This window comes from Nonomuraea antimicrobica, from assembly GCF_039536965.1.
In the GTDB taxonomy this organism is placed as follows: domain Bacteria; phylum Actinomycetota; class Actinomycetes; order Streptosporangiales; family Streptosporangiaceae; genus Nonomuraea; species Nonomuraea antimicrobica.
This window is the reverse complement of sequence record NZ_BAAAZP010000043.1, coordinates 1-25,194: the sequence shown is the minus strand read 5'-3', so window position 1 is coordinate 25,194 and position 25,194 is coordinate 1. Positions and strand designations below refer to the sequence as shown.

Below are 25,194 nucleotides of genomic sequence, written 5' to 3'. Positions count from 1 at the left end.
GCGTCCATGATTAAGGCAGCTACGCTCCTCGCTGCGGCGGAGGAGGGCGCAAACCCGCTCTTTCCCCACGACTACGAGCTCATCGTCGGTATCTTCTCGTTCGCCGTTGTCCTGATCGTCGTTGGCAGGATCCTCGTCCCGCGCATCCAGAAGACGCTGGCCGAGCGGACCGACGCGATCGAGGGCGGCATCAAGCGGGCCGAGGAGGCGCAGGCGGAGGCTCAGGCCCTGCAGAAGCGTTACTCCGAGCAGCTCGAAGAGGCCCGTCGCGACGCCGCCAGGCTGCGCGAGGAGGCTCGCGAGCAGGCCGCACAGATCAAGGCCGAGCTTCGCGAGGAGGCGCAGGCCGAGGCCCGCCGTCTCGTCGAGGCCGCGCACGCGCAGATCGAGGCGGACCGCCAGGCGGCCTTCGCCCAGCTCCGCGCGGAGATCGGCCGCCTGTCGACCGACCTGGCCGGCCGCATCGTGGGCGAGTCCCTCGAGGACGAGGTCCGCCAGAGCCGCATCGTCGACAGGTTCCTCGACGAGCTGGAGAACAGCACCGCGCAGGCGGTGCGCTGATGCGCGGTTTGAGCAGGGCCTCGCTGGCCGACGTCGAAGAGCGGTTCAACGCGGTCGCCGGCGGTGCCGACCTCGGTACGCTCTCCGACGAGCTGTTCGCGGTCGCGGATCTGCTCGACCGCGAGCACGGCCTGCGCCGCGCCCTGTCCGACCCGGCCAGGGTTCCCGAGCAGAAGTCCGCCGTGGTGGGCTCGCTGCTCGACGGCAAGGTCGGCACTGCGGCCATCGCCACGGCCGAGGCCGCGGTCTCGGCCAAGTGGTCGCGCGCCGGTGACCTGGCCGACGTGCTCGAACGGCTCGGCGTCGTCGCCGCGGCCGCGGAGGCGGAGAGCCAGTCCAGGCTCGACGAGGTGGAGGACGAACTCTTCCGCTTCGGCCGTATCGTCGCCGCCAACCCTGACCTGCGTCGCGCGCTCGCCGACGCGGCCGCGCCCGAAGCGGGCAAGCGCGACCTGCTGCGCGACCTGCTCGACGGCAAGGTCGCCCCGACCAGCCTGCGTCTGATCACGCAGGTTGTGGTGCATCCGCGAGGACGTAACCTGGAGCCAGGTCTGGAAGAGTTCGGCCAGCTCGTGGCCCAGCAGCGCCAGCGCCTCGTGGCGGTGGTGCGTAGCGCGGTCGAGCTGTCCGAGGCGCAGAAGGAGCGCCTGACGGCGTGGCTGCGCACCTCGTACGGCCGTGACGTGCACCTGAACGTCGAGGTCGACAAGCGGGTGCTCGGTGGGTTCTCGGTCCGCATCGGCGACGAGATCATCGACACCACCATTGTGGGACGAATCGAAGAAGTCCGCCGCCGGTTGGCCGGCTAGGCGAAGAGGGAGACAGAGTAGAGATGGCGGAGCTTACGATCCGGCCGGACGAGATCCGGGACGCGCTTGAGCGCTTCGTCCAGGCGTACGAACCGGAAGGCGCCGCGCGCGAGGAGATCGGGACCGTCGTCGACGCCGGCGACGGTATCGCCCATGTCTCCGGCCTTCCCTCGGCGATGGCGAACGAGCTGCTCGAGTTCGAGAATGGCACGCGCGGCCTGGCACTCAACCTCGACACCCGCGAGATCGGTGTCGTGGTCCTGGGTGACTTCAGCGGCATCGAGGAGGGCCAGACGGTCCGCAGGACGGGCGAGGTCCTGTCCGTGCCCGTCGGCGACAACTTCCTCGGCCGCGTGGTCGACCCCCTCGGCAACCCGCTCGACGGCAAGGGCGCCATCGAGTCCGAGAGCCTGCGCGCTCTCGAGCTCCAGGCGCCCACGGTCGTCCAGCGGCAGCCGGTGAAGCAGCCGCTGCAGACCGGCATCAAGGCGATCGACGCCATGACGCCGATCGGCCGCGGCCAGCGTCAGCTCATCATCGGCGACCGCGGCACCGGCAAGACGGCGATCGCCGTCGACACGATCCTCAACCAGCGTGAGGGCTGGCTCTCCGGCGACCCCGAGCAGCAGGTCCGCTGCGTCTACGTCGCCATCGGCCAGAAGGGCTCGACGATCGCGCAGGTCAAGGCCCGCCTCGAGGAGGCAGGCGCGCTTGACTACACGACCATCGTCGCCGCCCCCGCCTCCGACCCGGCCGGTTACAAATATCTTGCCCCCTACACTGGTTCCGCCATCGGCCAGCACTGGATGTACCAGGGCAAGCACGTCCTCATCGTCTTCGACGACCTGACCAAGCAGGCCGACGCCTACCGCGCCGTGTCCCTGCTGCTGCGTCGCCCTCCGGGCCGCGAGGCCTTCCCCGGCGACGTCTTCTACCTCCACTCCCGCCTCCTGGAGCGCTGCGCCAAGCTCTCCGACGACATGGGCGCGGGCTCGATGACGGGTCTGCCGGTCATCGAGACCAAGGGCAACGACGTCTCGGCGTTCATCCCGACCAACGTCATCTCCATCACCGACGGCCAGTGCTTCCTTGAGACCGACCTGTTCAACGCGGGCGTCCGTCCGGCCATCAACGTCGGTATCTCGGTCTCCCGAGTCGGTGGCTCGGCGCAGGTCAAGGCGATGCGCAAGGTGGCGGGCACGCTGAAGCTGTCGCTGTCGCAGTACCGCGACCTGGAGGCGTTCGCCTCGTTCGCCTCCGACCTCGACGCCGCCTCCCGGGCCCAGCTCGAGCGCGGTCAGCGGCTGGTCGAGCTGCTCAAGCAGCCTCAGTACTCGCCGTACCCGGTCGAGCGGCAGGTCGTGTCGGTGTGGTCCGGCACCACCGGTGAGCTCGACGAGGTTCCCACCGAGGACATCCGCCGCTTCGAGCAGGAGTTCCTCGACTACCTGCAGTCCTCGCACAAGGGCATCTTCGACGGGATCCGGGAGACCAAGGACCTCGCCGACGACGCCGTGACCGCCCTCAAGGACGCCATCACGGAGTTCAAGAAGGGCTTCACCACCTCCTCGGGCGAGCTGCTGGTCAAGGACGAGCCGGTGGCGCCGCTCGACGCCGACGAGGTCGGCCAGGAGAAGATCAAGAAGGTCGTCCGTCCCTCGACGGAGAAGTAGGTCATGGGTGCCCAGCTAAGGCTGCTGCGGCGGCGGATCAACTCGGTCAAGTCGACCGCGAAGATCACGCGCGCCCAGGAGCTCATCGCCTCCTCACGGATCGTGCGGGCGCAACAGCGGATGCAGGCGGCGCTGCCGTACGAGCGCGAGATCACGCGCGCCGTCACCGGCGTCGTCAGCAACGCGGCCAGCGTCGACCATCCGCTGACCGTGGCGAAGGAGAACCCCACCAAGGCGGGCGTGCTCATCGTCACCAGCGACAGCGGGTTCTGCGGCGGCTTCAACGCCAACGTGCTGCGCGAGGCCGAGGCCCTGCGCGGGCTGCTGCAGGCCCGTGGGCTGAACGTGGTGCCGTTCGTCACCGGGCGCAAGGGTGTCACCTGGCACACCTTCCGCAGCAGGGACATGGGCGGCAACTGGGTCGGCTTCTCACGGAAGCCGGCCTACGCCGACGCCAAGGAGATCGCGAACACGCTGATCGACTCGTTCAAGGACGACAACGGGATCGATGAGATCCACATCGTGTCGACCGAGTTCGTCTCGATGCTCACGCAGAACGTCGTGGTCAAGCGGATCCTGCCGCTGGAGGTCGAGGAGACCGAGGCGACGGAGTCCACCGCGATCCCGCCGTACTTCGAGTTCGAGCCGACCGCCGGTGACGTGCTGGAGTCGCTGCTGCCGCGCTACGTGGAGTCGCGCATCTTCACGGCGCTGCTCCAGTCCGCCGCCTCCGAGGAGGCCGCGCGACGGCGTGCGATGAAGGCCGCGACCGACAACGCCAACGAGCTGATGCGGGTGCTCACCCAGCAGATGAACCAGGCTCGCCAGGCTGAGATCACCCAGGAAATCAGCGAGATCGTCGGTGGCGCCAACGCGCTCGCTGACGCCGCAGCGGGGAAAGAGTGAAATGACTGCAGAGGCTGTTGAAACTGTAGAAGCCGCGGCGGCCGGCACCGGCCGCGTGGCGCGCGTCACCGGCGCCGTCGTCGACGTGGAGTTCCCCGTCGAGGCGATGCCCGACATCTATAACGCGCTCAAGGTCGAGGTGACCCTCGGCGGCGAGACCAAGACGCTGACGCTCGAGGTGGCCCAGCACCTGGGCGACAACCTGGTCAGGGCCATCTCGATGCAGCCCACCGACGGCCTGGTCCGCGGCCAGGCGGTCACCGACACCGGCGGCCCGATCTCGGTGCCGGTCGGCGACGTCGTCAAGGGCCACGTGTGGAACGCGCTGGGCGAGACGCTCGACGTGCCGACCGCGTCGCTCAAGATCAACGAGCGCTGGGGCATCCACCGGCCGTCGCCGCCCTTCGACCAGCTCGAGTCCCGTACCGAGCTGCTGGTCACCGGCATCAAGGTCATCGACCTGCTCACCCCGTACGTGCAGGGTGGGAAGATCGGTCTGTTCGGCGGCGCCGGCGTCGGCAAGACCGTTCTGATCCAGGAGATGATCCGCCGCGTCGCCCGCAACTTCGGTGGCACCTCGTGCTTCGCCGGGGTGGGCGAGCGCACCCGTGAGGGCAACGACCTGTGGCTGGAGATGGAGGAGGCGGACGTTCTCAAGGACACCGCGCTCGTCTTCGGTCAGATGGACGAGCCGCCGGGCACCCGTCTGCGGGTCGCCCTGTCCGCGCTGACGATGGCGGAGTACTTCCGCGACGTGCAGAAGCAGGACGTGCTGCTGTTCATCGACAACATCTTCCGCTTCACGCAGGCCGGTTCCGAGGTCTCCACGCTGCTCGGCCGTATGCCGTCCGCCGTGGGTTACCAGCCCACGCTGGCCGACGAGATGGGTGTGCTCCAGGAGCGCATCACCTCGACGCGCGGTCACTCGATCACCTCCATGCAGGCGATCTACGTGCCCGCCGACGACATCACCGACCCGGCTCCGCACAACGCGTTCGCGCACCTCGACGCGCAGACCGTGCTCTCGCGGCCGATCTCGGAGAAGGGCATCTACCCGGCGGTGGACCCGCTCGACTCCTCCTCCCGGATCCTCGACCCGCAGATCGTGGGCGAGGAGCACTACCGGGTGGCCCAGGAGACCAAGCGGATCCTGCAGAAGTACCGCGAGCTCCAGGACATCATCGCGATCCTCGGTATCGACGAGCTCTCCGAGGAGGACAAGGTCACCGTCCAGCGGGCCCGCCGCATCGAGCGCTTCCTGTCGCACCCGATGTACGCGGCCGAGGCCTTCACCGGCCAGCCGGGCGAGACCGTGCCGCTCGACGAGACCATCGCCTCCTTCAAGGGCCTGTGCGCGGGTGAGTACGACCACCTGCCCGAGCAGGCGTTCTTCATGGTCGGTGGCATCGAGCAGGCCATCGCGAAGGCCAAGGAACTCGAGCGTCGCTAATCGCCCCACGGTGGCGGCGCGGCTCCACCAGGGCCGAGCCGCCACCTGATCGGAAAGGAACCTACTTCAGTGGCGAAGCTACGCGTAGGGGTTGTCTCACCCGAGCGTGAGATCTGGTCGGGCGAGGCCGACATGGTGATTGCCAAGACCGTGGACGGCGAGATCGGTATTATGCCGCAACACGCACCTGTGCTCGGTGTCCTCGTCGAGGGCGGAGTGCTGCGCGTGAAGCGGGAAGGCGAGCCGGAGCTGGTGGCGGCGGTGCACGGGGGATTCATCTCCGTGGCCGACGACGAGGTGTCCGTGCTGGCCGAGGTGGCCGAGCTCGGTTCCGAGGTCGATGTCGCGGCGGCCCGCGACGCTCTCGACCGGGCCCAGGCTTCGATCGAGGCCAACCAGGAAGACGCCGACGCGGCAGTCGAGGCCAAGCGTGCCAGGGCCCGGCTGCGCGCGGCAGGCGAAGAGGTTTAATACATTTCAAGAACGGCTCAGGGGGGCGGCATGGCGGCGACGGTTGTGACTCTCGTAGTGCTGCTGGCCGCCCTCATAGTCCTGCGGGGCTTCACGTTGGCCCGTTCGCGGGGGAGCGTACCCTGTCGCCTGCGGGTGGGGGAGCGCGGGTGGCAGAGCGGGGTGGCCCGCTACGCCGACGGGGAGCTCCACTGGATTCCGCTCTTGGGCATCCGGCTCAGGCCGCGCCACGCGATCGCGAGGCGCGGCCTCGTCGTATCCGCCCGGCGTGAGATCGACGGCGGCCTGTACGCGGTCGACTGCGAGGGGAGCACCCGCGGGTTGTCCCTGGCCATGAGCGCCGACGCGTTGACCGGCTTCCTGGCCTGGCTGGAGTCGGCCCCGCCGAGCGCCTACCTCGACGTCGCCTGAGGCCGTCACGGCCCGCCTCCGGCCCGCTCGCGCGGGGGTCAGCGGGTGCCGCCCGGCTTCCAGAGGATCTCGTCGCCCGCGTGGGCGACGCGGCAGGCGATGAAGAGCAGGTCTGACAGGCGGTTGAGGTATTTCGCGGTCAGCGGGTTCATGTCCTCGTGCGCCTGGAGGGCCGCCCAGGTCGTCCGCTCGGCCCGGCGGACGGTGACGCGGGCCACGTGCAGCGCGGCCGCGGCGGGGTCGCCGCCCGGCAGGATGAAGCTCCGCAGCGGCTTGAGCCCGGCGTTGAGCCGGTCGCACTGCTCCTCCAGCCACGTGACGTACGACGGCTCGACCCGCAGCGGCGGGAACTCCGGCTCGGCCACGACCGGGGTGGCCAGGTCGGCCCCCACGTCGAACAGTTCGTTCTGGACGCGCGTGAGCACCCCCGTCAGGTCGTCGGAGAGCGTGCGGAAGGACAGCGCCAGGCCCAGGTGGGCGTTGGCCTCCTCGACGTCGGCGTAGGCCGCCAGCCGGGGATCGGTCTTCGAGGTGCGGCTCATGTCGACCAAGGCCGTGGTGCCGTCGTCGCCGACCCTCGTGTAGATGCGAGAGAGGACCACCGGCTTGTCCCTGTCGGGGCCGTCGCCGCCCGCCCCGTCTCTGTCCGCGCGTGTCATGGCCTCAGCGTAGTGACAAATGTCATCGGGATCGGACGCGGGATCCACCTCCGCCGCGTGATTTCCACGACTACCCCGCTGAACAGGGCGAAGGGCACTATTGACCCATGACGAAGGAGATGACCTGATGCTCGAGATCAGCGAGCTGCGCAAACGTTTCGCGGGTGGTCCCAGCGCTCCCGGCGGCAAGGTCGCTTTGGACGGGATCAGCTTCGCCGTGCGGCCGGGCGAGATGTTCGGGTTCGTCGGCGCGAACGGCGCAGGCAAGACCACGACGATGCGCATCGTGATGGGCGTGCTCCAGGCGGACGCCGGCTCGGTGAGCTGGGAGGGCAGGCCCCTCGACCACGACGCCAGGCAGCGGTTCGGGTACATGCCGGAGGAGCGCGGGCTCTACCAGAAGATGCGGGTCGCCGAGCAGATCGAATACTTCGGCCGCCTGCACGGCCTGAGCGCGCAGGCCGCGAAGAAGGCCACCGATGACCTGCTGGAGCGGCTCGGGCTGACCGAGCGCAGGAACGACGCCGTGCAGGCGCTCTCCCTGGGCAACCAGCAGCGCGTGCAGCTCGCCGTGGCGCTCGTGCACGATCCCCAGGTGCTGATCCTGGACGAGCCGTTCTCCGGCCTGGACCCGATCGCCGTGGACGCGCTGGTCGGGGCGCTGCAGGAGCGGTGCAGGGGCGGCGTGCCGGTGATCTTCTCCAGCCACCAGCTCGAACTGGTGGAGCGGCTGTGCGACTCCGTGGGCATCGTCTCGGCGGGCCGCATGGTCGCCGCCGGTACGGTGGACGCCCTGCGGTCGGCGGAGGGCGACACGCTGCGGGTCGTCGTCCGCGACCCGGCCCCCGGCTGGGCCGACGGCCTGCCCGGTACGGTCACCGTGCACGGCGACCGGCACACCCTGCTCACGACCGGCGGCGACGACCAGGAGATCCTGCGCCGCGCCATGAAGGCTGGGCACGTGGAGCACTTCGGGGTCCAGCACCCGACCCTGACCGAGATCTTCAAGGAGGCCGTGGCGTGAACGGACTGATGCTGGTCGCCCGTCGCGAGGTGAGCACCCAGGTTCGCACCCGGGCGTTCGTGATCGGCCTGCTGGTCACGGCCGTGCTGGTGGCGGGGCTGTCGTTCGCCCCCAAGATCTTCGGCGGCGGCGGCGACTCCTACACCCTGGGCACCGTGAACTCCCAGCAGCTCCCGCTCCAGGCGGCGGCGCCCGAGGTCGGGTTCGAGTGGCGCGCCTTCCCCGACGAGGCGGCGGCCGAGCGGGCCGTGCTCGCGGGCGACGTGGACGCGGTGCTGGTCAACGGCGCCAAGGTGCTCACAGACGGCGAGATCGACGCCCAGCTCGGCGTGCTCATGCAGAGCGTCAACCGGGAGTTCAAGCTCGGCGCGGCCGGGGTGGCGATCCCGCCGCTGCAGATGGAGTCGGTGGGCGCCGACACCCGGTACGAGGCCGCCCGCGGAGCCATCGCGACCGTGCTCGTCCTCATCCTGTTCATGCTGATCCTGGGCCAGGTCGTCATGGTCGCCATGGGCGTGGTGGAGGAGAAGGGCAGCCGGATCGTGGAGATCCTGCTGGCCTCCGTACGGCCCTGGCAGCTCCTCGGCGGGAAGATCGTCGGACTGGGCATCCTGGGCCTGATCAACCTGGTCACGATCCTGGTGGTCGGCCTCGGCGCCGCCTTCGCCTCCGGCCTGGCCGCCGACTTCCCGCCCGGCATCCCCGGGCTGGTGGCCGGGGTGGTGCTGTGGTTCGTGCTGGGCTACGCGTTCTTCGCCACGCTCGCGGCGGCCTCCGCCTCGCTGGTCTCGCGCCAGGAGGAGGTGAACTCCGTGTTGACGCCGCTGACCATGATCATCATGGCGACGTACTTCGTGGCCTTCTACGCCAGCAACGAGCCCACGGGCACGCTGGCGACGGTGGCGTCGTACATCCCGCCGTTCTCCTCCATGATCATGCCGGTCCGGATGGCGGCGACCGAGGTGCCGATGTGGCAGGTGGGGCTGTCCATGGCGGCGATGCTGGCGGCCGTGGTGGCGGTGCTCGCCTTCGGGGCCAAGGTGTACGAGCGGGCCGTGCTGCGGACGGGCGCCCGGCTGAAACTCGGCGAAGTCCTGCGTACGCGGGCGTAGATGGACACGATCGAGCGGGCGCGGCGCATCACCTGGAAGGTGCTGCTCTCCGGTTTCGCCGTGATGTGGCTGCTGATCCTCATGACGATCGCGGTCGCGGCGGGCGAGGGGCGGCTCGTCTGGTGGCGCGTGGCGCCCGCGCTGCTCGCCGCGATCGGGTTCACCTGGCTCTGCAGGGACGTCGTCAAAGCAGTGCTCGACCGCCGTCGCCCCACCTGGCAGGTGGTGGGGGCGGCGGTCGTCGCGCTGTCGGCGGCCGGTCTGGGCGGGGCCGACTCGTTCGGCTGGGGCTTCGCGCTCGTGTGCTGGCTGTCGGTCGCCACGCTGGAGGTGTCCCGGCGTACGGCGCTGGCGCTGCAGGCGGGCACGTGGGCGGCCGGCGTCGCGCTCAGCTCCCTGGGGCGGGAGGTCGGCCTGACCTCCACGGCCTTCGAGCTGACGCGCGGCGAGGCGCTGGTCTTCAACCTGGTCGCCTACGGGGCCCTGTGCGCGGCGGTGCCGGCGTCCAACCGGGTGTGGATGTGGATCTGGGCGCTGGCCGTGGAGGCGCACAGAGGCAGGGAGGCCCACACCCGGCTCGCGCTGGCGGAGGAGCGGCTGCGCTTCGCCCGAGACCTGCACGACCTCGTGGGGCACCAGCTCTCGGCCATCGCCGTCAAGACCGACCTGGCCGTACGCCTGTCCGATGCGGACGCGGCGGCGGCCAAGGCGGAGATGTCCGAGGTGAACCGGCTGACCAGGAAGGCGCTGAAGGAGCTGCGGCAGGCAGTGCGCGGCTACCGCGAGCTTGACTTGACCGCTGAGCTGAATAGCGTGAAGGGTGTGCTCGAGGCGGCGGGGGTCCGCTGCGAGGTCGGGTTGCCCTACCGCGAGCCGCCGGCCGGCGTGGCCCCGGTGTTCGCCTTCGCGGTGCGCGAGGCCGTGACCAACGTGCTCAAGCACAGCACCGCGACCTTCTGCGACATCGCGATCCGCCTCACCGAGCACGAGGCCGAGCTGACCGTGCGCAACGACGGCGTGGCCCGGCGCGGGGCCACGGAGCTGGGCAGCGGCCTGGCGGGGCTGGGGGAGCGACTGGCCGCCGTGGGCGGCGTCGTGACCGCCCAGCCGACCGGCGACGGACACTTCCTGCTGCGTGCGGTCGTGTCATTGCCGATAGCTGGGTAGGGGAGTCCTGCGGAGGTTCACCTCGGCAAGTGCTGCGTCCGGCGGGTGACCGCCGGAATGGCGCAGCGGACGACAACGCGAGCGAGCGTGACTGAGGAGGTGGCATGCGCGTCCGGGGCAATCCGAGAGCCCAGGTGGTGCGGATCGGTGCCCGGCTCGACGCCGGCACGTCTGCGGGGGTGCGTGAGAGGCTGCACAAGGCTCTCGACTCCGGCGAAGGCGACCTGATCCTCGATCTCTCCAGACTGGAGATGATCGACGCGACCGGTCTCGGCGTCCTCGTGGGCGCGCATCGGCGCGCGTTGAGCGTGCGACGCCGCCTCGTTCTTCGGGGGGTGCCACCGAGGATCATGCGGATACTGACGGTGACCCGGCTGAATCGGGTGTTGCATGTGGAGGTTCCTGTGGTCGCGGTGGCCTGATGTGACATATCGGAGCGGGCAACGATCAGCCGTTGCCCGCTCTTTCGGTGCTTAGACGAAATGTAGATTTCGGCCGTCCGTTGGGGGAAAGGCGTGAATGCGAGTCAAAATCGCGATCAACTCGTGCCGAGACTGCGACCGAAGATGTGGACCGCCACGGCGACGAGTTCGTCGATCTCCGGCTGCTCGTCGGAGAGCAGCCATTCGATCAGCAGCTCCTGCAACGCCCCTATGATGCCGAGCGCCACCAGCCGGCGATTCAACGTGGCGGCCATGGGGAAATCCGCCGACGCCTCCTCCACAAGTCGGGCGAACGCGTCCACCGCGCGTTGACGCGACAGTGTCAGGATGTCCCCCGACCTGCGTACCTCCACGTGCATGATGCGGGCCCGCCGCCAGTCGGCGGTGGTGAACTCGAGATAGGCGCGAATCCCCGCCTTGACTCTCCCGTCAAGGGAGTTCGGCGCCTCGTGTAACGCTTTGGCGACGGCCTCGAGGCTTTCGTCCACGCAGCGATCGTGTAACGCCTGGAGGAGATCCTCCCGGCCGCCGAAACATTCGTAGAAGGCCCGGTTGGAGATCCTGGCCTCCGAGCACAGCCTTTCGATGGTCGTCGCCGCGAATCCAGGCTTCGCGTATAGCGTGTACGCGGCCGTCATCAGCCGCTCGCGTCTGTCTGCCAGCCTTTGCTCAGCCGACATTCCCCGGTAAGACCGGTTCACATTCCACCCGTCCAACATGATCGTGGCCCCCAGAGCACACAATTATGGACGGATGATCGGATTTGGAAAAGGGTAAGAAGGTTATCTTTTACGTCGGCCATGCAAGAACGTGACAAGCCTGACCAGCCGCTCAAGTTCGGCGGGGCCACGGTTGAAGGAGGTCAGGTTCATCCCGGGCATCGCGAAGCGCTGTCGTGAGACGGCCTTGGGCCGGGCGAACTCGCGCAGTCCGTCGGCCCCGTGGATGCGCCCGAAGCCGGAGTCGCCCGTCCCGCCGAACGGCAGGGCGGGCACTCCCGCGAAGGAGATGACCGAGTTGATCGCGGTCATGCCGCTGCGCATCAGCCGGGCCAGTTCGGCGGCGCGGCGGGCGTCCCTGCTGAAGATCGTGCCGCCCAGCCCGTACGCCGAGGCGTTGGCCAGCTCAAGTGCCTCCTGGGCGTCGCGGGTGCGGCGTACGGTGATGGTCGGGCCGAACGTCTCCTCGCGTACGGCGGGGGAGTCCTCCGGCACGTCCTCGACGATGACCGGGTCGACGTACGGGGGGCGTACCGAGGCGGGGCCGCCCGTCACCGTCCGGCCCGACTTGGCGGAGTCGTCGATGTGCCGCTTGATGATGTCCACCTGACCCGGCATCGTGATCGGGCCGTAGTCCTCGCCGGCGCGCACCCTCGCCACCCGTTCGGTCAGCTCGCGCATGAAACGGTCGTAGACGGCGTCCACGACGTAGACCCGTTCGACGCCGACGCACGTCTGGCCGGCGTTGGACATCGCGCCCCACAGGCAGGCGTCGGCGGCCGCCCCGACGTCGGCGTCGCCGTCGACGATGAAGGCGTCCTTGCCGCCGCACTCGGCGACGATCGGCGTGAGGTTCTCGGCGCAGGCGGCCATGACGCGCTTGGCCGTGGCGGTGGAGCCGGTGAAGGCCACCTTCTTCACGCGGGGGTCGCCCGCCAGCGCGGCCCCCGTCTCGCCCAGGCCCGTGACGGTCTGGAACACCGGGTGCTCGGGGACGGACTCCCTGAACAGTTCGGCCAGGCGAACCCCGATGCCGGGGGTCAGCTCGCTGGGCTTGAAGACGACCGCGTTCCCGGCCGCCAGCGCGTAGGCGATGGAGCCCATGGGCGTGAAGACGGGGTAGTTCCACGGGCCGATGACGGCGACGACGCCGAGGGGCAGGTATTCGAGGGTGGCGGCCAGGTTCAGGCCGATCAGGCCGGTGGCCACGCGGCGGCGGCCGAGCACCTTGGGGGCGTTGCGGGCGGCCCAGTCGAGGTGGGTGACGGCCAGGACGATCTCCAGCGTCGCGTCACCCACCGGCTTGCCGGTCTCCTGGTGCACGAGGGCGGCCAGCTCTCTGAGGTGCTGCGTGAGGACCGCCTTGTAGTCGAGCAGCCGGCGCCTGCGCTCGGCGTGGCCCAGCGCGGCCCACCACGCGGCGGCCTCCTCCGCCCGCCCCACCGCCTGGTGCACGTCCTGCGGGGTGTGCTGAGGATGACTGGCGACGACCTCGCCGGTCGCCGGGTTGAGTGAGTCGAACGTGAGCGTCGTCATGCCGCCACGATAAACCGGTAAGCCAGTGCTTACCAGGTCGCTCCCCTGGTCGGGACGGGGGCCGCGGCGGGTCAGAACAGGGTGGGGTTCTCCGGCTCGATGCCGCGCAACGCGTCGTAGTCGAGCGTCACGCAGTCGATGCCCCGGTCGGTGGCCAGCACGCGGGCCTGCGGCTTGATCTCCTGGGCGGCGAAGACCCCGCGTACGGGGGCCAGCAGCGGATCGCGGTTGAGCAGCTCCAGGTAACGCGTGAGCTGCTCGACCCCGTCGATCTCCCCGCGGCGCTTGATCTCCACCGCCACCGTCGCCCCCGCCGAGTCCCGGCACAGGATGTCGACGGGGCCGATGGCCGTCATGAACTCGCGCCGGATCAGCGAGTAGCCGTCGCCCAGGGTCGTGATGTGCTCGGCGAGCAGCTCCTGCAGGTGTGCCTCCACGCCGTCCTTGATCAGGCCGGGGTCGACCCCCAGCTCGTGGCTGGAGTCGTGGATGATCTCCGCCATGGTCAGCACCAGCTTCTCGCCGGTCTTGCCGTGGGTGACCGTCCAGGTCTCGCCGTCCTCCTTGAGCTTGCACGGCGGATTCATCCAGTTGAGCGGCTTGAAGGCACGGTCGTCGGCGTGAATGCTCACGCTGCCGTCGGCCTTGATGAGGACGAGCCTCGGCGCCATCGGCAGGTGAGCCGTGAGCCGTCCGATGTAATCCACGCTGCATCGCGCGATGACCAACCGCATGACCATCCACCTTAGTGCCTCTGGAAAACTGGACGCATGGCGTTCGAACAGGTGGGTGTGGTCGGCGGATGAGCCCTCGACGCGCCCGCCGGAGGGAGTCCTCCCGTCCCTTCGGTTTTCCCACCGGCCTGGACAAGGTGGAGGAGTGGCCCGACGGCGAGTGGAAAGTACGCATGCTCACCGGCGCCGCCGCGACGAAGAACTACCGGTGCCCCGGTTGTGACCAGGAGATCCGCAGTGGCCAGCCGCACCTGGTGAGCTGGCCCAACTGGCCGGGCGGCGACGAGGAGCGGCGTCATTGGCACCCGGCCTGCTGGCGTAAGAGACTCGACCGCGGCCCAGGCCGCAGCCGTTACTGAAGGGATCGATGGTGGAGATTCGCGCGGCGACCGTGCTGCCCGCCCGGCGGGAGCCGATCGAGTTGCACACGGCCGACGGCCTGACCCTGGTCGGCGAGCTGGCCCAGCCTCTCGACCGGCCGCCCGTGGCGACGCTGGTGATGCTGCACCCGCTGCCCACCCACGGCGGGTTCATGGACAGCCACGTCTACAAGAAGGCCGCCAACCGGCTGCCCACCCTGGCCGGCCTGGCCGTGCTGCGCTTCAACACCCGCGGCACCTCCTCCGATCGCGGCACCTCCGAGGGCACGTTCGACGGGGGCGAGGGCGAGCGTTACGACGTGGCCGCCGCCCTCGAATACGCCGAATACCACGACCTGCCGCGCGTGTGGGTGGTGGGCTGGTCGTTCGGCACCGAGCTGACGCTGAAGTGGGCGCACGACCCGCTGGTGGAGGGCGCAGTCCTGCTCTCGCCGCCGTTGCACAGGGCCACCGACGCCGACCTCGACGCCTGGGCGGAGTTCGGCCGGCCGCTGGTGGCGCTGGTGCCGGAGTTCGACGACTACCTGCGGCCCGACGAGGCCCGTGCCCGGTTCGCCAGGGTTCCGCAGGCCGAGGTCATCGGGGTCGAGGGGGCCAAGCACCTGTGGGTGGGCGAGCCGTACGTACGCATCGCCCTGAACGAGATCGTCAAGCGGGTCAACCCGGCCGCCTGGCCCCTGCCGACGGACGTCCTGGCGGATATTTCCGTCGCCGAAGTCCCCGTGAAGGATTCCTAAGCAGAATGAGCAAAACTCTGGACTTTCCGAATGCCGAGGGTGACGATCCGATCGTCAACTGAAGATCGTGGAGACGCCCGGGCCCTCGTTGTCCGTGCGTAATCCCTGCTCGGCATAGCGAGGCACATATGCGGATAGTGCATGGGCTGATCGCGGCGGCGTTATCTATCACGACTTTGGCAGTGCCACCACCGGTGGCCGCGGAAGACACACGGCAGCGGCCGGTCCACACGGTGGAACCGCCTGCCGAAACCCAGCCTGCAGAAACCGAGCAGGCCGCGATCGGCACGGCCCGCCGTACCGGTGCGCCGGTCGAGGTCGAGTCGCTGCGCAGCGAGACCCGTACGGTCCACGCCCAGCCCGACGGCACGCTCACCATGGAGCTGAACGTCCGCCCCGTACGCGTGCGCAAGGGCGACGCCTGGGTCCCCGTGGACACCACGCTCCGCCTGCGCCCCGACGGCGCGGTCGAGCCCGTGGCCGCCGCGGTCGGCCTGACGTTCTCCGGCGGTGGCGACGCCTCGCTCGCCCGCCTGTCGCGGGGCACCAAGTCCATGGAGCTCGGCTGGACGGGCCCGCTGCCCAAGCCGACGCTCAACGGCGACACCGCCACCTACGCGGAGGTCATGCCCGGCGTGGACCTCCAGGTCACCGCCGACGTGGACGGCTTCTCCCACCTCCTGGTGGTCAAGTCGCGGCAGGCCGCGGAGAGCCTGACCGAGCTGACGTTCCCGCTCTCGGCCACGGGCCTGACCTTGGAGGCGGACAAGGCGGGCAACCTCGAGGCCAGCGACAAGAACGAGGGCACCCTCTTCATCGCGCCCACCCCCAAGATGTGGGACTCCGAGGGCATCAAGAGCCCGCAGGCGCTCAAGGAGGGCCGCTCCCCCGAGGCCAACGAGGCCACGATGGGCGTGGAGCTGTCGGGCAAGCAGCTCCGGCTCAGGCCGGACCGCGCGATGATGACCGACCCGGAGACGAAGTTCCCCGTCTACCTGGACCCGTACTTCTCGGCCGCGCGCGGCTCGTGGACGGCGGTCTGGAGCAACTGGCCCAACTCTAACTACCTCAACTCCAGCGACGTCGCGCGGGTGGGCCACGTCGAGTCGCAGAAGAACCGCTCCTTCTTCAACATGGCCACCGGCACGACCATCCACGGCAAGCAGATCATCAAGGCGACGCTGCGCACGTACGAGACCTGGTCGTACTCGTGCAACGCCCGCAAGGTGGAGGCGTGGGGGACCGGCGCGGCCACCAAGGCCACCACCTGGAACAAGCAGCCGGCGTGGACGAAGCTGCTCGCCACCGTCAACGTGGCGAAGGGCTGGGGCTCGAGCTGCCTGCCCGGCGGCGTGGAGTTCGACGTCACGCCGTGGATCGTCGACGCCGCCGCCAAGAAGTGGACGCAGGCCACCATCGGCCTGCGGGCCACCAGCGAGACCGACGTCTACGCCTGGAAGAAGTTCAGGAACAACCCGAGCCTGGTCATCGAGTACAACTCGCTGCCCGGCGCCCCCGTGGCCGCCGACGTGTGGTCGGACCCGGGCGGCCCCTGCGTCTCCGGTGACGGACGTCCGGTCATCAGCACCGCCGCGCCCAAGCTGTGGGCCAAGCTGAAGGACGCCGACAACTCGGTCAAGGGCCGGTTCGAGTGGTACAACGCCGCCGGGACCAAGGTCGGCGAGTACGTCACCCCGCTCGGCTCCAACGGCAACGCCTTCAGCGCCACGATCCCGCAGGCCCTGTACGCCGACGGCGCGCTCGTCCGCTGGCGGGTACGGGCGGAGGACGGCAAGGCCACCAGCGCGTGGAGCCCCTGGTGCGAGGCCACCGTGGACGCCACCGCCCCCGGCCGGGAGCCTATCGTGACCTCGCCCCAGTACTCCGAGGACACCTGGAACGACGGCGTCGGCCTGGCCGGTGCGTTCACGTTCGACCCGAACGGGGTCACCGACGTGGTCACCTACGTCTACGGCCTGGACACCACGCCCAAGACGGAGGTCGCGGCGGGGGCCGACGGGAAGGCCACGATCCAGATCACCCCGAGCCACGACGGCCCCAACGTGCTGTCGGTCCGCAGCAAGGACCGAGCCGGGCAGTCCGGCCCGATCCGCACCTACGTGTTCAACGTCAACAGCGGCTCGGCCCCGGCCGGCCACTGGGCGATGGACGACGGACAGGGCACCACGGCGGCCGACGCGTCCGGCGCCCACCCGGCGACCCTGAACGGGGCCGCCACCTGGACGAGCGGCCGGACCGGCGGCGGCCTGCGCCTGGCCGGGGCCCACGCCCAGACCTCAGGGCCGGTCGTCGACACCGGCCGCAACTTCACCGTCAGCGCCTGGGGGCGCCTGACCAGCACGGCCGCCACGGCCACGCTCGTCACCCAGGAAGGCACGCGGACGGGCGCCTTCGCCCTGCAGTACTCCAAGACCGACGACCGCTGGGCGCTCACCCGGGCGGGCACCGACGCCGACAACGCCGCCACCGTGCGCGCCCTGTCCACGGCGGCGCCCAGGCTGAACGAGTGGACCCACCTGACCGGCGTCTACGACTCGGCGGCGGGCAAGATCTCGCTCTACGTGAACGGCCGGCTCGAAGGCAGCGCCACCGTCACACAACCGTGGAACGCCACCGGCCCTCTGACCATCGGCCGCGGAAAGGTCAACGGGGCGGCTTCGGACCCGTGGCCGGGAGACGTCGACGAGGTGCGGGTCCACGGCCGCGCCATGTTCGCCGACGAGGTCGCCGATCTGGTCAACAGCGCTGCCACGCTGGTCGGCCACTGGACGCTGGACGAGGAGTCCGGCGCCTCGGCGGCCGACTCCTCCGGCCGGGCAGGCGCGGCGACGCTGTCCGGAGCCGCCTCGTGGACGTCCGGCTGGCTGGACGGGGCCCTCGCGCTCGACGGCGTGAACGGCTTCGCCCAGACGACCGGTCCCGTGGTCAACACCAGGAACGGCTTCACCGTCGCCGCCTGGACCCAGCTCGACTACCTGCCGACCCGCGACACGGCCATGGTCGCGCAGCCGGGCAGCCGGGCCGCGGGCTTCCAGCTCGGCTTCGACAAGGAGCAGGGCCGCTGGACGCTCGGCATGGCCGCCGCCGACACCGACACCGCGGCCCTCGTACGGACCAGGTCCGACGCGGTCCCCAACCCGATGGAGTGGGCCCACGTCGCCGGTGTGTACGACCCGCTCGCCGGTGAGCTGCGCATCTACGTCAACGGCCGGCTGGCCACCACCACCGTCACCAGTCATCTGAGCGCGTGGAACGCCACCGGGCCGCTGCAGATGGGCCGGACCAAGGCCGCGGGCGTGTTCACCGGTTACTGGCCGGGGACCGTGGACGACGTCCGTACGTACGACGGTGTGCTGAGCGCGGAGCAGATCGCTCAGCTCGCCGCGCAATAGAGTCACCTGCCATCGCACCACCGGCGCGGGACCTTCGTGGTCCCGCGCCGGTGGCGTTCCCGGGTGTCCTGTCCATAGAATCTTGTTCGGTTCACAAAGTGGCGGAGGAGGAGGCGGCGTGGGCGCGTTCGATCTCACGGGCAGGCGGGCACTGGTCACCGGGGCGTCGAAGGGGATCGGGCGGGCCGTCGCGCTCGCGTACGCCGAGGCCGGGGCCGACGTGGCGCTCGTCTCCCGGTCCGCCGAGCGGCTGGCCGAGGTGGGCAAGGAGATCGAGGCCCTGGGGCGGCGCGCGGTCGTCATCCCCGCCGACCTCACCGACCGCGAGGCCGCCGCCTCCGCCGTGGCGGCCGCGATCGACGGGCTCGGGCACCTCGACATCGTGGTCAACAACGCGGGCGGGTCGAACTTCCTGGTCGAGTTCAAGGACCTGCGCCTGTCCGGGTGGGACAAGCTCATGCGGCTCAACCTCGACTCCGCCATGGCCGTCTGCCACGCGGTCGCCCCGCACCTGCTCGGCCGGGGCGACGGAGTGGTTATCAACGTGGCCTCCGTGGCGGCGCTCGGCGCGCCCTTCCTGGCCCCGTACGCCGCCGCCAAGGCCGGGCTGGTCGCGCTCACCAAGACGCTGGCCGTGGAGTGGGCGGGCTCCGGGGTGCGGGTCAACGCCCTGTGCCCCGGCTGGACGGCCACCGACCTCAACCGCAACCTCTGGGAGGACGAGGTCGCCAACGCCGCCACGGTGGCGAGCGTGCCCATGCGCCGGTGGGGGACGGCGGAGGAGATGGCGCAGCCGGCCGTGTTCCTGGCCAGTCCCGCGGCGGCGTACGTGACGGGGCAGGTGCTGTTCGTCGACGGGGGAGCCACCGCCATCTGATCGGGTGCGGGAAAAGACCGTCGCACAATGACGGATTTATGGCCGATATTGCGCTAAGTGCGGCTTTTATCGACGTACGTGTGACCGTCAGGGAAATATCGGCATACGTTATTGAGTGATAGTTGCCGTGAACCGCGTTACCGTGTGGTCCGTGCAGCTCTACACGAGATCGGCCGGGACCGGGATCCCGGTTGTGCTGCTCCACGCGTTCCCGCTGTCGTCGGCCATGTGGCTGGCGCAACGGGAAGGGCTGGCCAAGGTCTGCCGGGTCATCACTCCTGACCTGCGCGGATTCGGTGGCTCGCGGCTGGGCGAGGACGAACCGTCCCTCGACCTGATGGCTGACGACGTCGCCAGGCTGCTCGACGGGGAGGGCATCGACAAGGCGGTGGTCGGCGGGCTCTCGATGGGCGGCTACGTCACCATGGCCTTCTGCCGCCGGCACCCCGACCGGGTGCTCGGCGTGATCCTGGCCGACACCAAGGCCGACCCCGACCCGCCCCCGGCGCGGGAGAACAGGGAGCGCATCGCGCGGGCGGTGCTGTCCGACGGCAGCGGGGTGCTGGTGAGCGAGGTGCTTCCCGCGCTCATCGGGCCGACGACCAAGGAACGGCGGGCCATGGTGTTCGGGCGGGTCAAGGGGCTGGTGCAGTCTGCCCCGCCCGGCGCCGTCGCCTGGGCGCAACGCGCCATGGCCGCGCGGCCCGACTCGTTCGGGACGCTGGAGACGCTCAAGGCGCCGCTGCTGATCGTCGTGGGGGAGGAGGACGAGCTGTCACCGCCCGCCGACGCCGAGGCCATGGCGCGCGCGGCGCCCGGGGGCAGGCTGGAGATCATCCCGAAGGCCGGTCACCTCAGCGCCGTCGAACAGCCGGAGGCTTTCAACGCGGCCGTCACCGAGTTCCTCAGGTCGGAGCTGGGCGTCCGGCGTCCCTGAGGCCGTCCGCGGGTCAGGTGGCTTCCCGTCCCGCGCCCGCGACGGCCGGTCAGGGAGCCGCGCGGGGTCAGGCCTGGTCCTGGTGCGGCAGCACGATCTCGCGGACGATCAGCGCGATCGCCGCCGCCACCGGGATGGCCAGCAGGGCGCCCACGATGCCCAGCAGCGCGCCCCCGAACAGCGCGGCGATCACCGTCACCGCCGGTGTCACGTCGACCGAGCGCTTCATCACCCTCGGATAGACGAAGTAGTTCTCGACCTGCTGGTAGACCACGAAGAAGATCGCGCACGCGATTCCCGCGGGCAACGAGTCCAGCAGCGCCACCCCGGTCACCAGCACCGCGCCGATCGTCGCGCCCACCAGCGGGATCAGGTCCGTCAAGGCCACGACCAGGGCGAGCGCGAGCGCGTACTGGACGCCGGCGATCGACAGGAAGATCCAGGTCAGCACGCCCGCGATGACCGAGATCAGCACGTTGCCCGCCACGTAGCCGCCGATGCCGGTGAGGATCTCCTCGCTGATCGCGCGCGTACGCGACCGGCGCGAGGCCGGGACGAGCTTGAGCAGGTAGTCCTTGATCGTGTGCAGCGACCCGAGGAAGTACAGCATGAGCACGAGCAGCGTCACCGTCGTGAACACGCCGTTCAGCACCACCAGCCCCGCGCCCATGATCCCGGTCGCCAGCGACGGCCCCAGCGTGCCCGTCACGAACGTCCTGAGCTGCGGCAGGATCTGGTAGTCGGCGTCGAGCTGGCGCAGCGTCGGATGGTTGCTCAGCTCGGTGAGATAGCCGGGCACGGCGTTGACGAACTCGGTGAGCTGCTTGCTGACCGGCGGCACCACGGCCAGCCCGAACAGCGTGAACGCCACGATCACCCCGGCGAACACGATCGTGATCGCGCCCCGCCTGGCCAGGCCGCGGCGCTGCAGGGCCTCGACGGCCGGGTTCAGCCCGACGGCCAGGAACATCGCCACGACGACCAGGATGATCGTGCTCAGTGAGGCCACGATCATCTGAGCCAGCGCGATCGCCGTCAGCACCCCCAGCCCGCCGACCAGGCCGAACAGGAAGGGGCCGCGCGCGAGCGGCTTGCCGGGCAGCCCGTACGGCTGCCCGCCCTCACCGTCTTCCGCCGGGGCCTTCGGTTGATCGGCCGCCGGTGGGGACGGCTTCGCGGCCCGCTCCGGGGCTTCGCCTTCTTCCCGCTCGGTCGCGGGCTCGACGTCTGCCGACAAGGGGGACACTCCAGGGGGAATCGGTGACACTCCATGACGGACTGGCACCGGTTAGTACCGGCCCGACAACAAAGAGAGAGCCTAGCGACCGTTCGATCGCCAGGCCCTCTCCCGCCGTCATTCAGCCCCCGTGTCCCCGTGTGGGCTCGCCGGGGCTACTCCTGCCACCACTCGGCGTCGTCTTCGGACTTGGTCTCCACCTTGGCGCCGGGCGTCGTGGCCGGAGCCGGCTCGGACGAGGACGCGGCCAGCGCGGGCTTCGCCGGTGCGGCCGTGACCGCGGGCTCCGAGTCCATGCCGGGCAGCGGAGCGCCGCCGAGGAGCTGGCGGAGCTGGGCGAGGTGGCTGGTGATGCTGTCGCGCTGGCGGGTCAGCTCGTCGACCTGGCGCTGCATCGCCGTGCGGGTGCGCTCGGCCTCGTTCTTGGCCTCGGTGACGATCGTCTCGGCGCTCGACTTGGCGTCGGAGACGATGGTCTCGGAGCTCTTGCGAGCGTTCGCGACGAGCTGCTTGGCGTGCAGGTCGGCCTCGCGGCGGGTCTGGTCGGCCTGCTGCGTGGCCTTCGTGGCCCGCGACTCGGCCGTGGCCGCGCGCTGCTCGGCCTCGGCGACCAGCTTCTGCGTGGCGGCCTGGGCGGTGGCGTGGCGCTCGGCCTCCTGCCGCTCGGCCTCTTCGCGGCGGGCGGCGAGCTGGATCTCGAACTCGGCCTCGTCCTGCGCCCGCTTGGCCTCCGACTCCTCCAGCACCCGCTGAGCCTGCGCGCGCATCTCGTCGGCCTGCCGCTTGGCGGTGGTCAGCACCTCGTCGCGCTCGCGCTTGGTCGAGGCGCGGAGCTGCGCCACCTCGCGCTCGGTGGTGGTGCGGAGCTTGGCGATCTCGCGCTCGGCGTCGGCCCGCTTCTCCGCCACCTCGTGGTCGGCGGTGGCGCGCAGCTTGGCGGCCTCGCGCTCGGTGGTGTTGGTCAGCTCGTCGGCCTCGCGGCGGGCGGTCGAACGGATGTCGTCGGCCTCGCGCTCGGCAGTCGTGCGCATCTCGTCGCTCTCGCGCGCGGCCTGGGCCCGCTTGTCGGCCGCCTCGGACTCGGCGGCGGCGCGCACGTCGGCGGCCTCGACCTTGGCGGCGGCCTTGATCTCGTTGGCCTCCGACCTGGCGGCCTGCACGAGCTCGGTCGCCTGCTCCTCGGCCAGGCGCAGGAGCTGCTCGATGCGGGCGCCGAGACCCGAGTAGGTGGGGCGCTCCTGCTCCTGTAGCTGGCGCTGGGAGTCGGACAGGTCGCGCTGGAGGCCGGAGACCTGTTCCCGGGCCTGGCGGAGCTCCCCGTCGAGCTGCTTGAGATGGTCGTGGACCTGGTGCCGGTCGTAACCACGGAGCACCACGTCGAACTCGCGTGCTGGGGCGTCCTCGAAGAAGTTGTTGAGCTGGGCGTCGATGTCGGACTGCATGGAGGCTCGATCCTGGGTTGTCGAGACGGCTACACGGGCCGGACGGGGGGTTCGGGGCATCCGTACCAGGAGCCTGTGCCTCGCGGCAGGCCCCATGTCCGGTGGAAGGTCAAGCGTACTCCGCTGGTGCCACCTGCGAAGCCCCGTCCAACTTTCTGCGTGACTAGTTACATATGAACGTTTTTTGCGTTTTGTGATAGTTAGCTAAGGTTTGGGCGCTTGGACTAGCTCCGTCAACATTCCTCCTACGTCCTTGGGGTGCAGGAACGCTATTTCGGAGCCCATCGACCCGTGTCTGGGACGTTCGTCCAGCAACCTCACGCCTTTCTCGCTGATGGTGGACATGGCCTCGGCGACGTCGGCCACCCCGAATGCAACGTGATGGACTCCTTCGCCCCGCCTGGCAAGGAATTTTCCCACAGGTGAGTCGTCGGAGAGCGGTTCCAGGAGCTGAATGTAGGAGCCCCCGCCTTCGCCGTCGGCAATGTGCAGCATGGCCTCCTTCACGCCCTGCTCCTCGTTCACCTCCCTGGCCACCACCGTCAGCTCGAACGTCCGGGAGAACAGCTCGATCTTCTCCTCGAGGTCACGGCAGGCGATGCCTATGTGATCGATCCGCATGAACATGTGTGGGCCACCTCCATGGCAAACGGCATCGTACTCGTGGGTATCGTGTCAAAGACCGGACGCGCGAGCACAGGAGGCCGTTGTCATGTCCAGTTCCGTCATCGTTGCCGGAGCTCGCACCCCCATCGGGAGACTGCTCGGCTCTCTCTCCAGCCTGCAGGCCGTCGACCTGGGCGGCATCGCCATCAAGGCCGCCCTGCGGCGGGCCGGCGTCGCCCCCGAATCCGTCGAGTACGTCATCATGGGCCAGGTCCTCCAGGCGGGCGCCGGCCAGATCCCCTCCCGCCAGGCCGCCGTCAAGGCGGGCATCCCGATGACCGTCCCCTCGATCACGATCAACAAGGTGTGCCTGTCGGGCCTCGACGCCATCGCCCTGGCCGACCAGCTCATCAGGGCGGGCGAGTTCGACATCGTGGTGGCGGGCGGCATGGAGTCCATGACCAACGCCCCCCACCTGCTGCCCGGCCTGCGCAAGGGCGTCAAGTACGGCGGCTCGCAGGTGGTCGACTCGATGGCCCACGACGGCCTGTTCTGCGCCTTCGACCAGTGCGCGATGGGCGAGTCCACCGAGCGGTACAACACCCGGCTTGGCATCGGCCGCGAGGAGCAGGACTCCCTGTCGGCCCGCTCCCACCAGCTCGCCGCCGCGGCCGCCAAGAACGGCGTCTTCGAGGAGGAGATCGTCCCGGTGGAGATCCCGCAGCGCCGCGGCGAGCCGGTGATCGTCAAGGAGGACGAGGGCGTACGCGGCGACACCACCGTCGAGACGCTCGCCAAGCTCCGCCCGGCCTTCGCCGCCGACGGCACGATCACGGCCGGCTCGGCCTCCCAGATCTCCGACGGGGCGTGCGCCGTCGTCGTCATGTCCAGGGCGAAGGCGGAGGAGCTGGGCCTGCCGTGGCTGGCCGAGATCGGCCGGCACGGCAACGTGGCGGGCCCCGACGCCTCGCTCCAGTCCCAGCCCGCCAACGCCATCAAGCACGCGCTGACCCGGCAGGGCGTCACGGCCGGCGACCTCGACCTGGTGGAGATCAACGAGGCGTTCGCGAGCGTGGTGCTCCAGTCGGTCAAGGAGCTCGGGATCCCGCTGGACAAGGTCAACGTCAACGGCGGGGGCATCGCCCTGGGGCACCCGATCGGGGCCTCGGGGGCGCGCATCGTCCTGACTCTGGCGTACGAGCTGCGGCGGCGCGGCGGCGGGCTGGGCGCGGCGGGGCTGTGCGGCGGCGGCGGCCAGGGCGACGCCCTCCTCATCACCGTCCCCAAGCCCTGACCCGCCTGCCGGACGCGCCGGCCCGCACCGCTCACGTGTTGTCCGACCGGCTGGCGTAGGCGTCCCGCGCACGACGGCCCGTTCGGGTGGCCACACAGCACGAGACCCCGGTCCACCAGGAAGGACCGGGGTCGGGTGGTGCGGCGTCCGTGGCCTGACCAGGATTCGGGCCCGGGCGCCATCGCCCCACTAAGGGGGCGATTCAGCCCGGCCGCGAGGGAGGCTGCGGCCGGGCTGCTTGTGGGCGGTCATGAAGCGAGGAGTCGGGCGAAGACGGAGCGGCGGCGGCGGCGCTCCGCGGACCGGCCCTGGCGGGCCTCCTGTACCCGCCGCTGCTCGGCGGCGACGCTGCGCAGCTCGGCGGCGCGGTGCTGCATGATCGTGTACTCGAGTTCGGCGTTCACCGGATGCTCCTTGTGCTCGTTCCCTGCACTCTCAAGAGTCCGCCTAAGGCCCCCTGCGACACATCGGGCGTATGCCTTATCTATCGGCATAAGCGCAGCTAGGAAGGTCCTTAGGCGGGCCGAGCGCGGCGTCTAAGTGGTCGACTTCGGAAGTCCTTCGGGGGTTGACGTGAGAGCCGATCGTGTGGGCGG

The 25,194-nt window shown here is 70.0% G+C and carries 25 protein-coding genes; 17 read left to right on the top strand and 8 right to left on the bottom strand.

What is annotated here, in order from left to right; all coding sequences use genetic code 11:
- Window positions 1-6: 6 nt before the first annotated feature.
- From ABD844_RS12260 to ABD844_RS12230, 7 genes are all read left to right on the top strand, one after another.
- Window positions 7-561: a F0F1 ATP synthase subunit B gene (locus ABD844_RS12260; protein WP_344876159.1), complete on the top strand. Its 555-nt coding sequence runs from the start codon at window positions 7-9 to the stop codon at window positions 559-561.
- Window positions 561-1,370 (top strand): F0F1 ATP synthase subunit delta, encoded by an 810-nt coding sequence (locus ABD844_RS12255; RefSeq protein ID WP_344876157.1) that lies wholly within the window; start codon window positions 561-563, stop codon window positions 1,368-1,370. Before ABD844_RS12260 ends, ABD844_RS12255 begins: the two co-directional genes overlap by 1 nt.
- A 23-nt stretch (window positions 1,371-1,393) precedes the next feature.
- A complete protein-coding gene (atpA, locus tag ABD844_RS12250) occupies window positions 1,394-3,043 on the top strand; it encodes a F0F1 ATP synthase subunit alpha (RefSeq protein WP_344876155.1) in 1,650 nt (549 codons plus the stop codon).
- 3 nt (window positions 3,044-3,046) lie between these two features.
- Complete coding sequence (locus ABD844_RS12245; protein ID WP_344876153.1) at window positions 3,047-3,949, top strand: F0F1 ATP synthase subunit gamma; 903 nt, start codon at window positions 3,047-3,049, stop codon at window positions 3,947-3,949.
- 1 nt (window position 3,950) lies between these two features.
- Window positions 3,951-5,399, top strand: a complete 1,449-nt coding sequence (gene atpD / locus ABD844_RS12240) for a F0F1 ATP synthase subunit beta (RefSeq protein ID WP_344876151.1) — start codon at window positions 3,951-3,953, stop codon at window positions 5,397-5,399.
- A gap of 69 nt (window positions 5,400-5,468) precedes the next feature.
- Window positions 5,469-5,870 carry a F0F1 ATP synthase subunit epsilon gene (locus ABD844_RS12235; protein ID WP_344876149.1) on the top strand — a complete coding sequence of 134 codons (402 nt, stop codon included), beginning with the start codon at window positions 5,469-5,471 and terminating at the stop codon, window positions 5,868-5,870.
- Between the two features lie 30 nt (window positions 5,871-5,900).
- On the top strand, window positions 5,901-6,281 hold the full coding sequence (locus ABD844_RS12230) for a DUF2550 domain-containing protein (RefSeq protein WP_344876146.1): 381 nt from the start codon (window positions 5,901-5,903) through the stop codon (window positions 6,279-6,281).
- Between the two features lie 38 nt (window positions 6,282-6,319).
- Here the strand turns inward: ABD844_RS12230 and ABD844_RS12225 are convergent, their stop codons facing one another.
- Window positions 6,320-6,940 carry a cob(I)yrinic acid a,c-diamide adenosyltransferase gene (locus ABD844_RS12225; protein ID WP_344876144.1) on the bottom strand — a complete coding sequence of 207 codons (621 nt, stop codon included), beginning with the start codon at window positions 6,938-6,940 and terminating at the stop codon, window positions 6,320-6,322.
- Window positions 6,941-7,067: 127 nt separating this feature from the next.
- Between ABD844_RS12225 and ABD844_RS12220 the strand changes: the two genes are divergently transcribed.
- From ABD844_RS12220 to ABD844_RS12205, 4 genes are all read left to right on the top strand, one after another.
- Window positions 7,068-7,964, top strand: a complete 897-nt coding sequence (locus ABD844_RS12220; protein WP_344876142.1) for an ABC transporter ATP-binding protein — start codon at window positions 7,068-7,070, stop codon at window positions 7,962-7,964.
- Complete coding sequence (locus tag ABD844_RS12215) at window positions 7,961-9,076, top strand: ABC transporter permease (protein ID WP_344876140.1); 1,116 nt, start codon at window positions 7,961-7,963, stop codon at window positions 9,074-9,076. The genes ABD844_RS12220 and ABD844_RS12215 overlap by 4 nt, the downstream gene beginning before the upstream one ends.
- Window positions 9,077-10,243 (top strand): sensor histidine kinase, encoded by a 1,167-nt coding sequence (locus ABD844_RS12210; protein ID WP_344876137.1) that lies wholly within the window; start codon window positions 9,077-9,079, stop codon window positions 10,241-10,243.
- Window positions 10,244-10,347: 104 nt separating this feature from the next.
- Entirely contained in the window at window positions 10,348-10,665 is a 318-nt protein-coding gene (locus tag ABD844_RS12205) for an STAS domain-containing protein (protein WP_344876135.1), read from the top strand.
- Between the two features lie 116 nt (window positions 10,666-10,781).
- Here ABD844_RS12205 and ABD844_RS12200 read toward each other — a convergent pair whose 3' ends face one another.
- The 3 genes from ABD844_RS12200 to nucS form a co-directional block, all read right to left on the bottom strand.
- Window positions 10,782-11,324: a TetR/AcrR family transcriptional regulator gene (locus tag ABD844_RS12200; protein WP_344876133.1), complete on the bottom strand. Its 543-nt coding sequence runs from the start codon at window positions 11,322-11,324 to the stop codon at window positions 10,782-10,784.
- A gap of 144 nt (window positions 11,325-11,468) precedes the next feature.
- Window positions 11,469-12,941: an aldehyde dehydrogenase family protein gene (locus ABD844_RS12195; protein ID WP_344876131.1), complete on the bottom strand. Its 1,473-nt coding sequence runs from the start codon at window positions 12,939-12,941 to the stop codon at window positions 11,469-11,471.
- A gap of 71 nt (window positions 12,942-13,012) precedes the next feature.
- Window positions 13,013-13,675 carry an endonuclease NucS gene (gene nucS, locus ABD844_RS12190; protein WP_344876129.1) on the bottom strand — a complete coding sequence of 221 codons (663 nt, stop codon included), beginning with the start codon at window positions 13,673-13,675 and terminating at the stop codon, window positions 13,013-13,015.
- 68 nt (window positions 13,676-13,743) lie between these two features.
- On the opposite strand from nucS, the gene ABD844_RS12185 reads away from it, so the two are divergent.
- The 5 genes from ABD844_RS12185 to ABD844_RS12165 all read left to right on the top strand — a co-directional run bounded on the left by ABD844_RS12185 (window position 13,744) and on the right by ABD844_RS12165 (window position 20,019).
- On the top strand, window positions 13,744-14,034 hold the full coding sequence (locus ABD844_RS12185; protein WP_344876127.1) for an ATP/GTP-binding protein: 291 nt from the start codon (window positions 13,744-13,746) through the stop codon (window positions 14,032-14,034).
- An 11-nt stretch (window positions 14,035-14,045) separates the two neighbouring features.
- Window positions 14,046-14,792, top strand: coding sequence for an alpha/beta hydrolase (locus ABD844_RS12180; protein WP_344876189.1), 747 nt, complete (start codon window positions 14,046-14,048; stop codon window positions 14,790-14,792).
- Between the two features lie 233 nt (window positions 14,793-15,025).
- Window positions 15,026-18,205, top strand: coding sequence for a LamG-like jellyroll fold domain-containing protein (locus tag ABD844_RS12175; protein WP_344876125.1), 3,180 nt, complete (start codon window positions 15,026-15,028; stop codon window positions 18,203-18,205).
- A 118-nt stretch (window positions 18,206-18,323) separates the two neighbouring features.
- Window positions 18,324-19,082: an SDR family NAD(P)-dependent oxidoreductase gene (locus tag ABD844_RS12170; RefSeq protein ID WP_344876123.1), complete on the top strand. Its 759-nt coding sequence runs from the start codon at window positions 18,324-18,326 to the stop codon at window positions 19,080-19,082.
- 151 nt (window positions 19,083-19,233) lie between these two features.
- Entirely contained in the window at window positions 19,234-20,019 is a 786-nt protein-coding gene (locus tag ABD844_RS12165; RefSeq protein WP_344876121.1) for an alpha/beta fold hydrolase, read from the top strand.
- A 67-nt stretch (window positions 20,020-20,086) separates the two neighbouring features.
- Here ABD844_RS12165 and ABD844_RS12160 read toward each other — a convergent pair whose 3' ends face one another.
- The 3 genes from ABD844_RS12160 to mce form a co-directional block, all read right to left on the bottom strand.
- Complete coding sequence (locus ABD844_RS12160) at window positions 20,087-21,265, bottom strand: AI-2E family transporter (protein WP_344876119.1); 1,179 nt, start codon at window positions 21,263-21,265, stop codon at window positions 20,087-20,089.
- A gap of 146 nt (window positions 21,266-21,411) precedes the next feature.
- Window positions 21,412-22,698 carry a DivIVA domain-containing protein gene (locus tag ABD844_RS12155; RefSeq protein ID WP_344876117.1) on the bottom strand — a complete coding sequence of 429 codons (1,287 nt, stop codon included), beginning with the start codon at window positions 22,696-22,698 and terminating at the stop codon, window positions 21,412-21,414.
- A 204-nt stretch (window positions 22,699-22,902) separates the two neighbouring features.
- The gene (gene mce / locus ABD844_RS12150) at window positions 22,903-23,325 is read right to left on the bottom strand and encodes a methylmalonyl-CoA epimerase (RefSeq protein ID WP_344876115.1); all 423 of its coding nucleotides are present in this window, start codon (window positions 23,323-23,325) and stop codon (window positions 22,903-22,905) included.
- Window positions 23,326-23,410: 85 nt separating this feature from the next.
- On the opposite strand from mce, the gene ABD844_RS12145 reads away from it, so the two are divergent.
- On the top strand, window positions 23,411-24,598 hold the full coding sequence (locus ABD844_RS12145) for an acetyl-CoA C-acetyltransferase (RefSeq protein ID WP_344876113.1): 1,188 nt from the start codon (window positions 23,411-23,413) through the stop codon (window positions 24,596-24,598).
- Between the two features lie 248 nt (window positions 24,599-24,846).
- Here the strand turns inward: ABD844_RS12145 and ABD844_RS12140 are convergent, their stop codons facing one another.
- On the bottom strand, window positions 24,847-25,002 hold the full coding sequence (locus ABD844_RS12140; protein WP_344876111.1) for a hypothetical protein: 156 nt from the start codon (window positions 25,000-25,002) through the stop codon (window positions 24,847-24,849).
- Between the last annotated feature and the right edge of the window lie 192 nt (window positions 25,003-25,194).

Bases quoted from the DNA above. Each gene is read 5' to 3' on its own strand.
- ABD844_RS12210 (WP_344876137.1), top strand. From the start codon at position 9,077: ATGGACACGATCGAGCGGGCGCGGCGCATCACCTGGAAGGTGCTGCTC.
- ABD844_RS12225 (WP_344876144.1), bottom strand. From the start codon at position 6,940: ATGACACGCGCGGACAGAGACGGGGCGGGCGGCGACGGCCCCGACAGG.
- mce (WP_344876115.1), bottom strand. From the start codon at position 23,325: ATGTTCATGCGGATCGATCACATAGGCATCGCCTGCCGTGACCTCGAG.
- ABD844_RS12245 (WP_344876153.1), top strand. From the start codon at position 3,047: ATGGGTGCCCAGCTAAGGCTGCTGCGGCGGCGGATCAACTCGGTCAAG.
- ABD844_RS12155 (WP_344876117.1), bottom strand. From the start codon at position 22,698: ATGCAGTCCGACATCGACGCCCAGCTCAACAACTTCTTCGAGGACGCC.
- ABD844_RS12205 (WP_344876135.1), top strand. From the start codon at position 10,348: ATGCGCGTCCGGGGCAATCCGAGAGCCCAGGTGGTGCGGATCGGTGCC.
- ABD844_RS12145 (WP_344876113.1), top strand. From the start codon at position 23,411: ATGTCCAGTTCCGTCATCGTTGCCGGAGCTCGCACCCCCATCGGGAGA.
- atpD (WP_344876151.1), top strand. From the start codon at position 3,951: ATGACTGCAGAGGCTGTTGAAACTGTAGAAGCCGCGGCGGCCGGCACC.
- atpA (WP_344876155.1), top strand. From the start codon at position 1,394: ATGGCGGAGCTTACGATCCGGCCGGACGAGATCCGGGACGCGCTTGAG.
- ABD844_RS12255 (WP_344876157.1), top strand. From the start codon at position 561: ATGCGCGGTTTGAGCAGGGCCTCGCTGGCCGACGTCGAAGAGCGGTTC.
- ABD844_RS12200 (WP_344876133.1), bottom strand. From the start codon at position 11,324: ATGACGGCCGCGTACACGCTATACGCGAAGCCTGGATTCGCGGCGACG.
- nucS (WP_344876129.1), bottom strand. From the start codon at position 13,675: ATGCGGTTGGTCATCGCGCGATGCAGCGTGGATTACATCGGACGGCTC.
- ABD844_RS12195 (WP_344876131.1), bottom strand. From the start codon at position 12,941: ATGACGACGCTCACGTTCGACTCACTCAACCCGGCGACCGGCGAGGTC.
- ABD844_RS12260 (WP_344876159.1), top strand. From the start codon at position 7: ATGATTAAGGCAGCTACGCTCCTCGCTGCGGCGGAGGAGGGCGCAAAC.
- ABD844_RS12220 (WP_344876142.1), top strand. From the start codon at position 7,068: ATGCTCGAGATCAGCGAGCTGCGCAAACGTTTCGCGGGTGGTCCCAGC.
- ABD844_RS12230 (WP_344876146.1), top strand. From the start codon at position 5,901: ATGGCGGCGACGGTTGTGACTCTCGTAGTGCTGCTGGCCGCCCTCATA.
- ABD844_RS12185 (WP_344876127.1), top strand. From the start codon at position 13,744: ATGAGCCCTCGACGCGCCCGCCGGAGGGAGTCCTCCCGTCCCTTCGGT.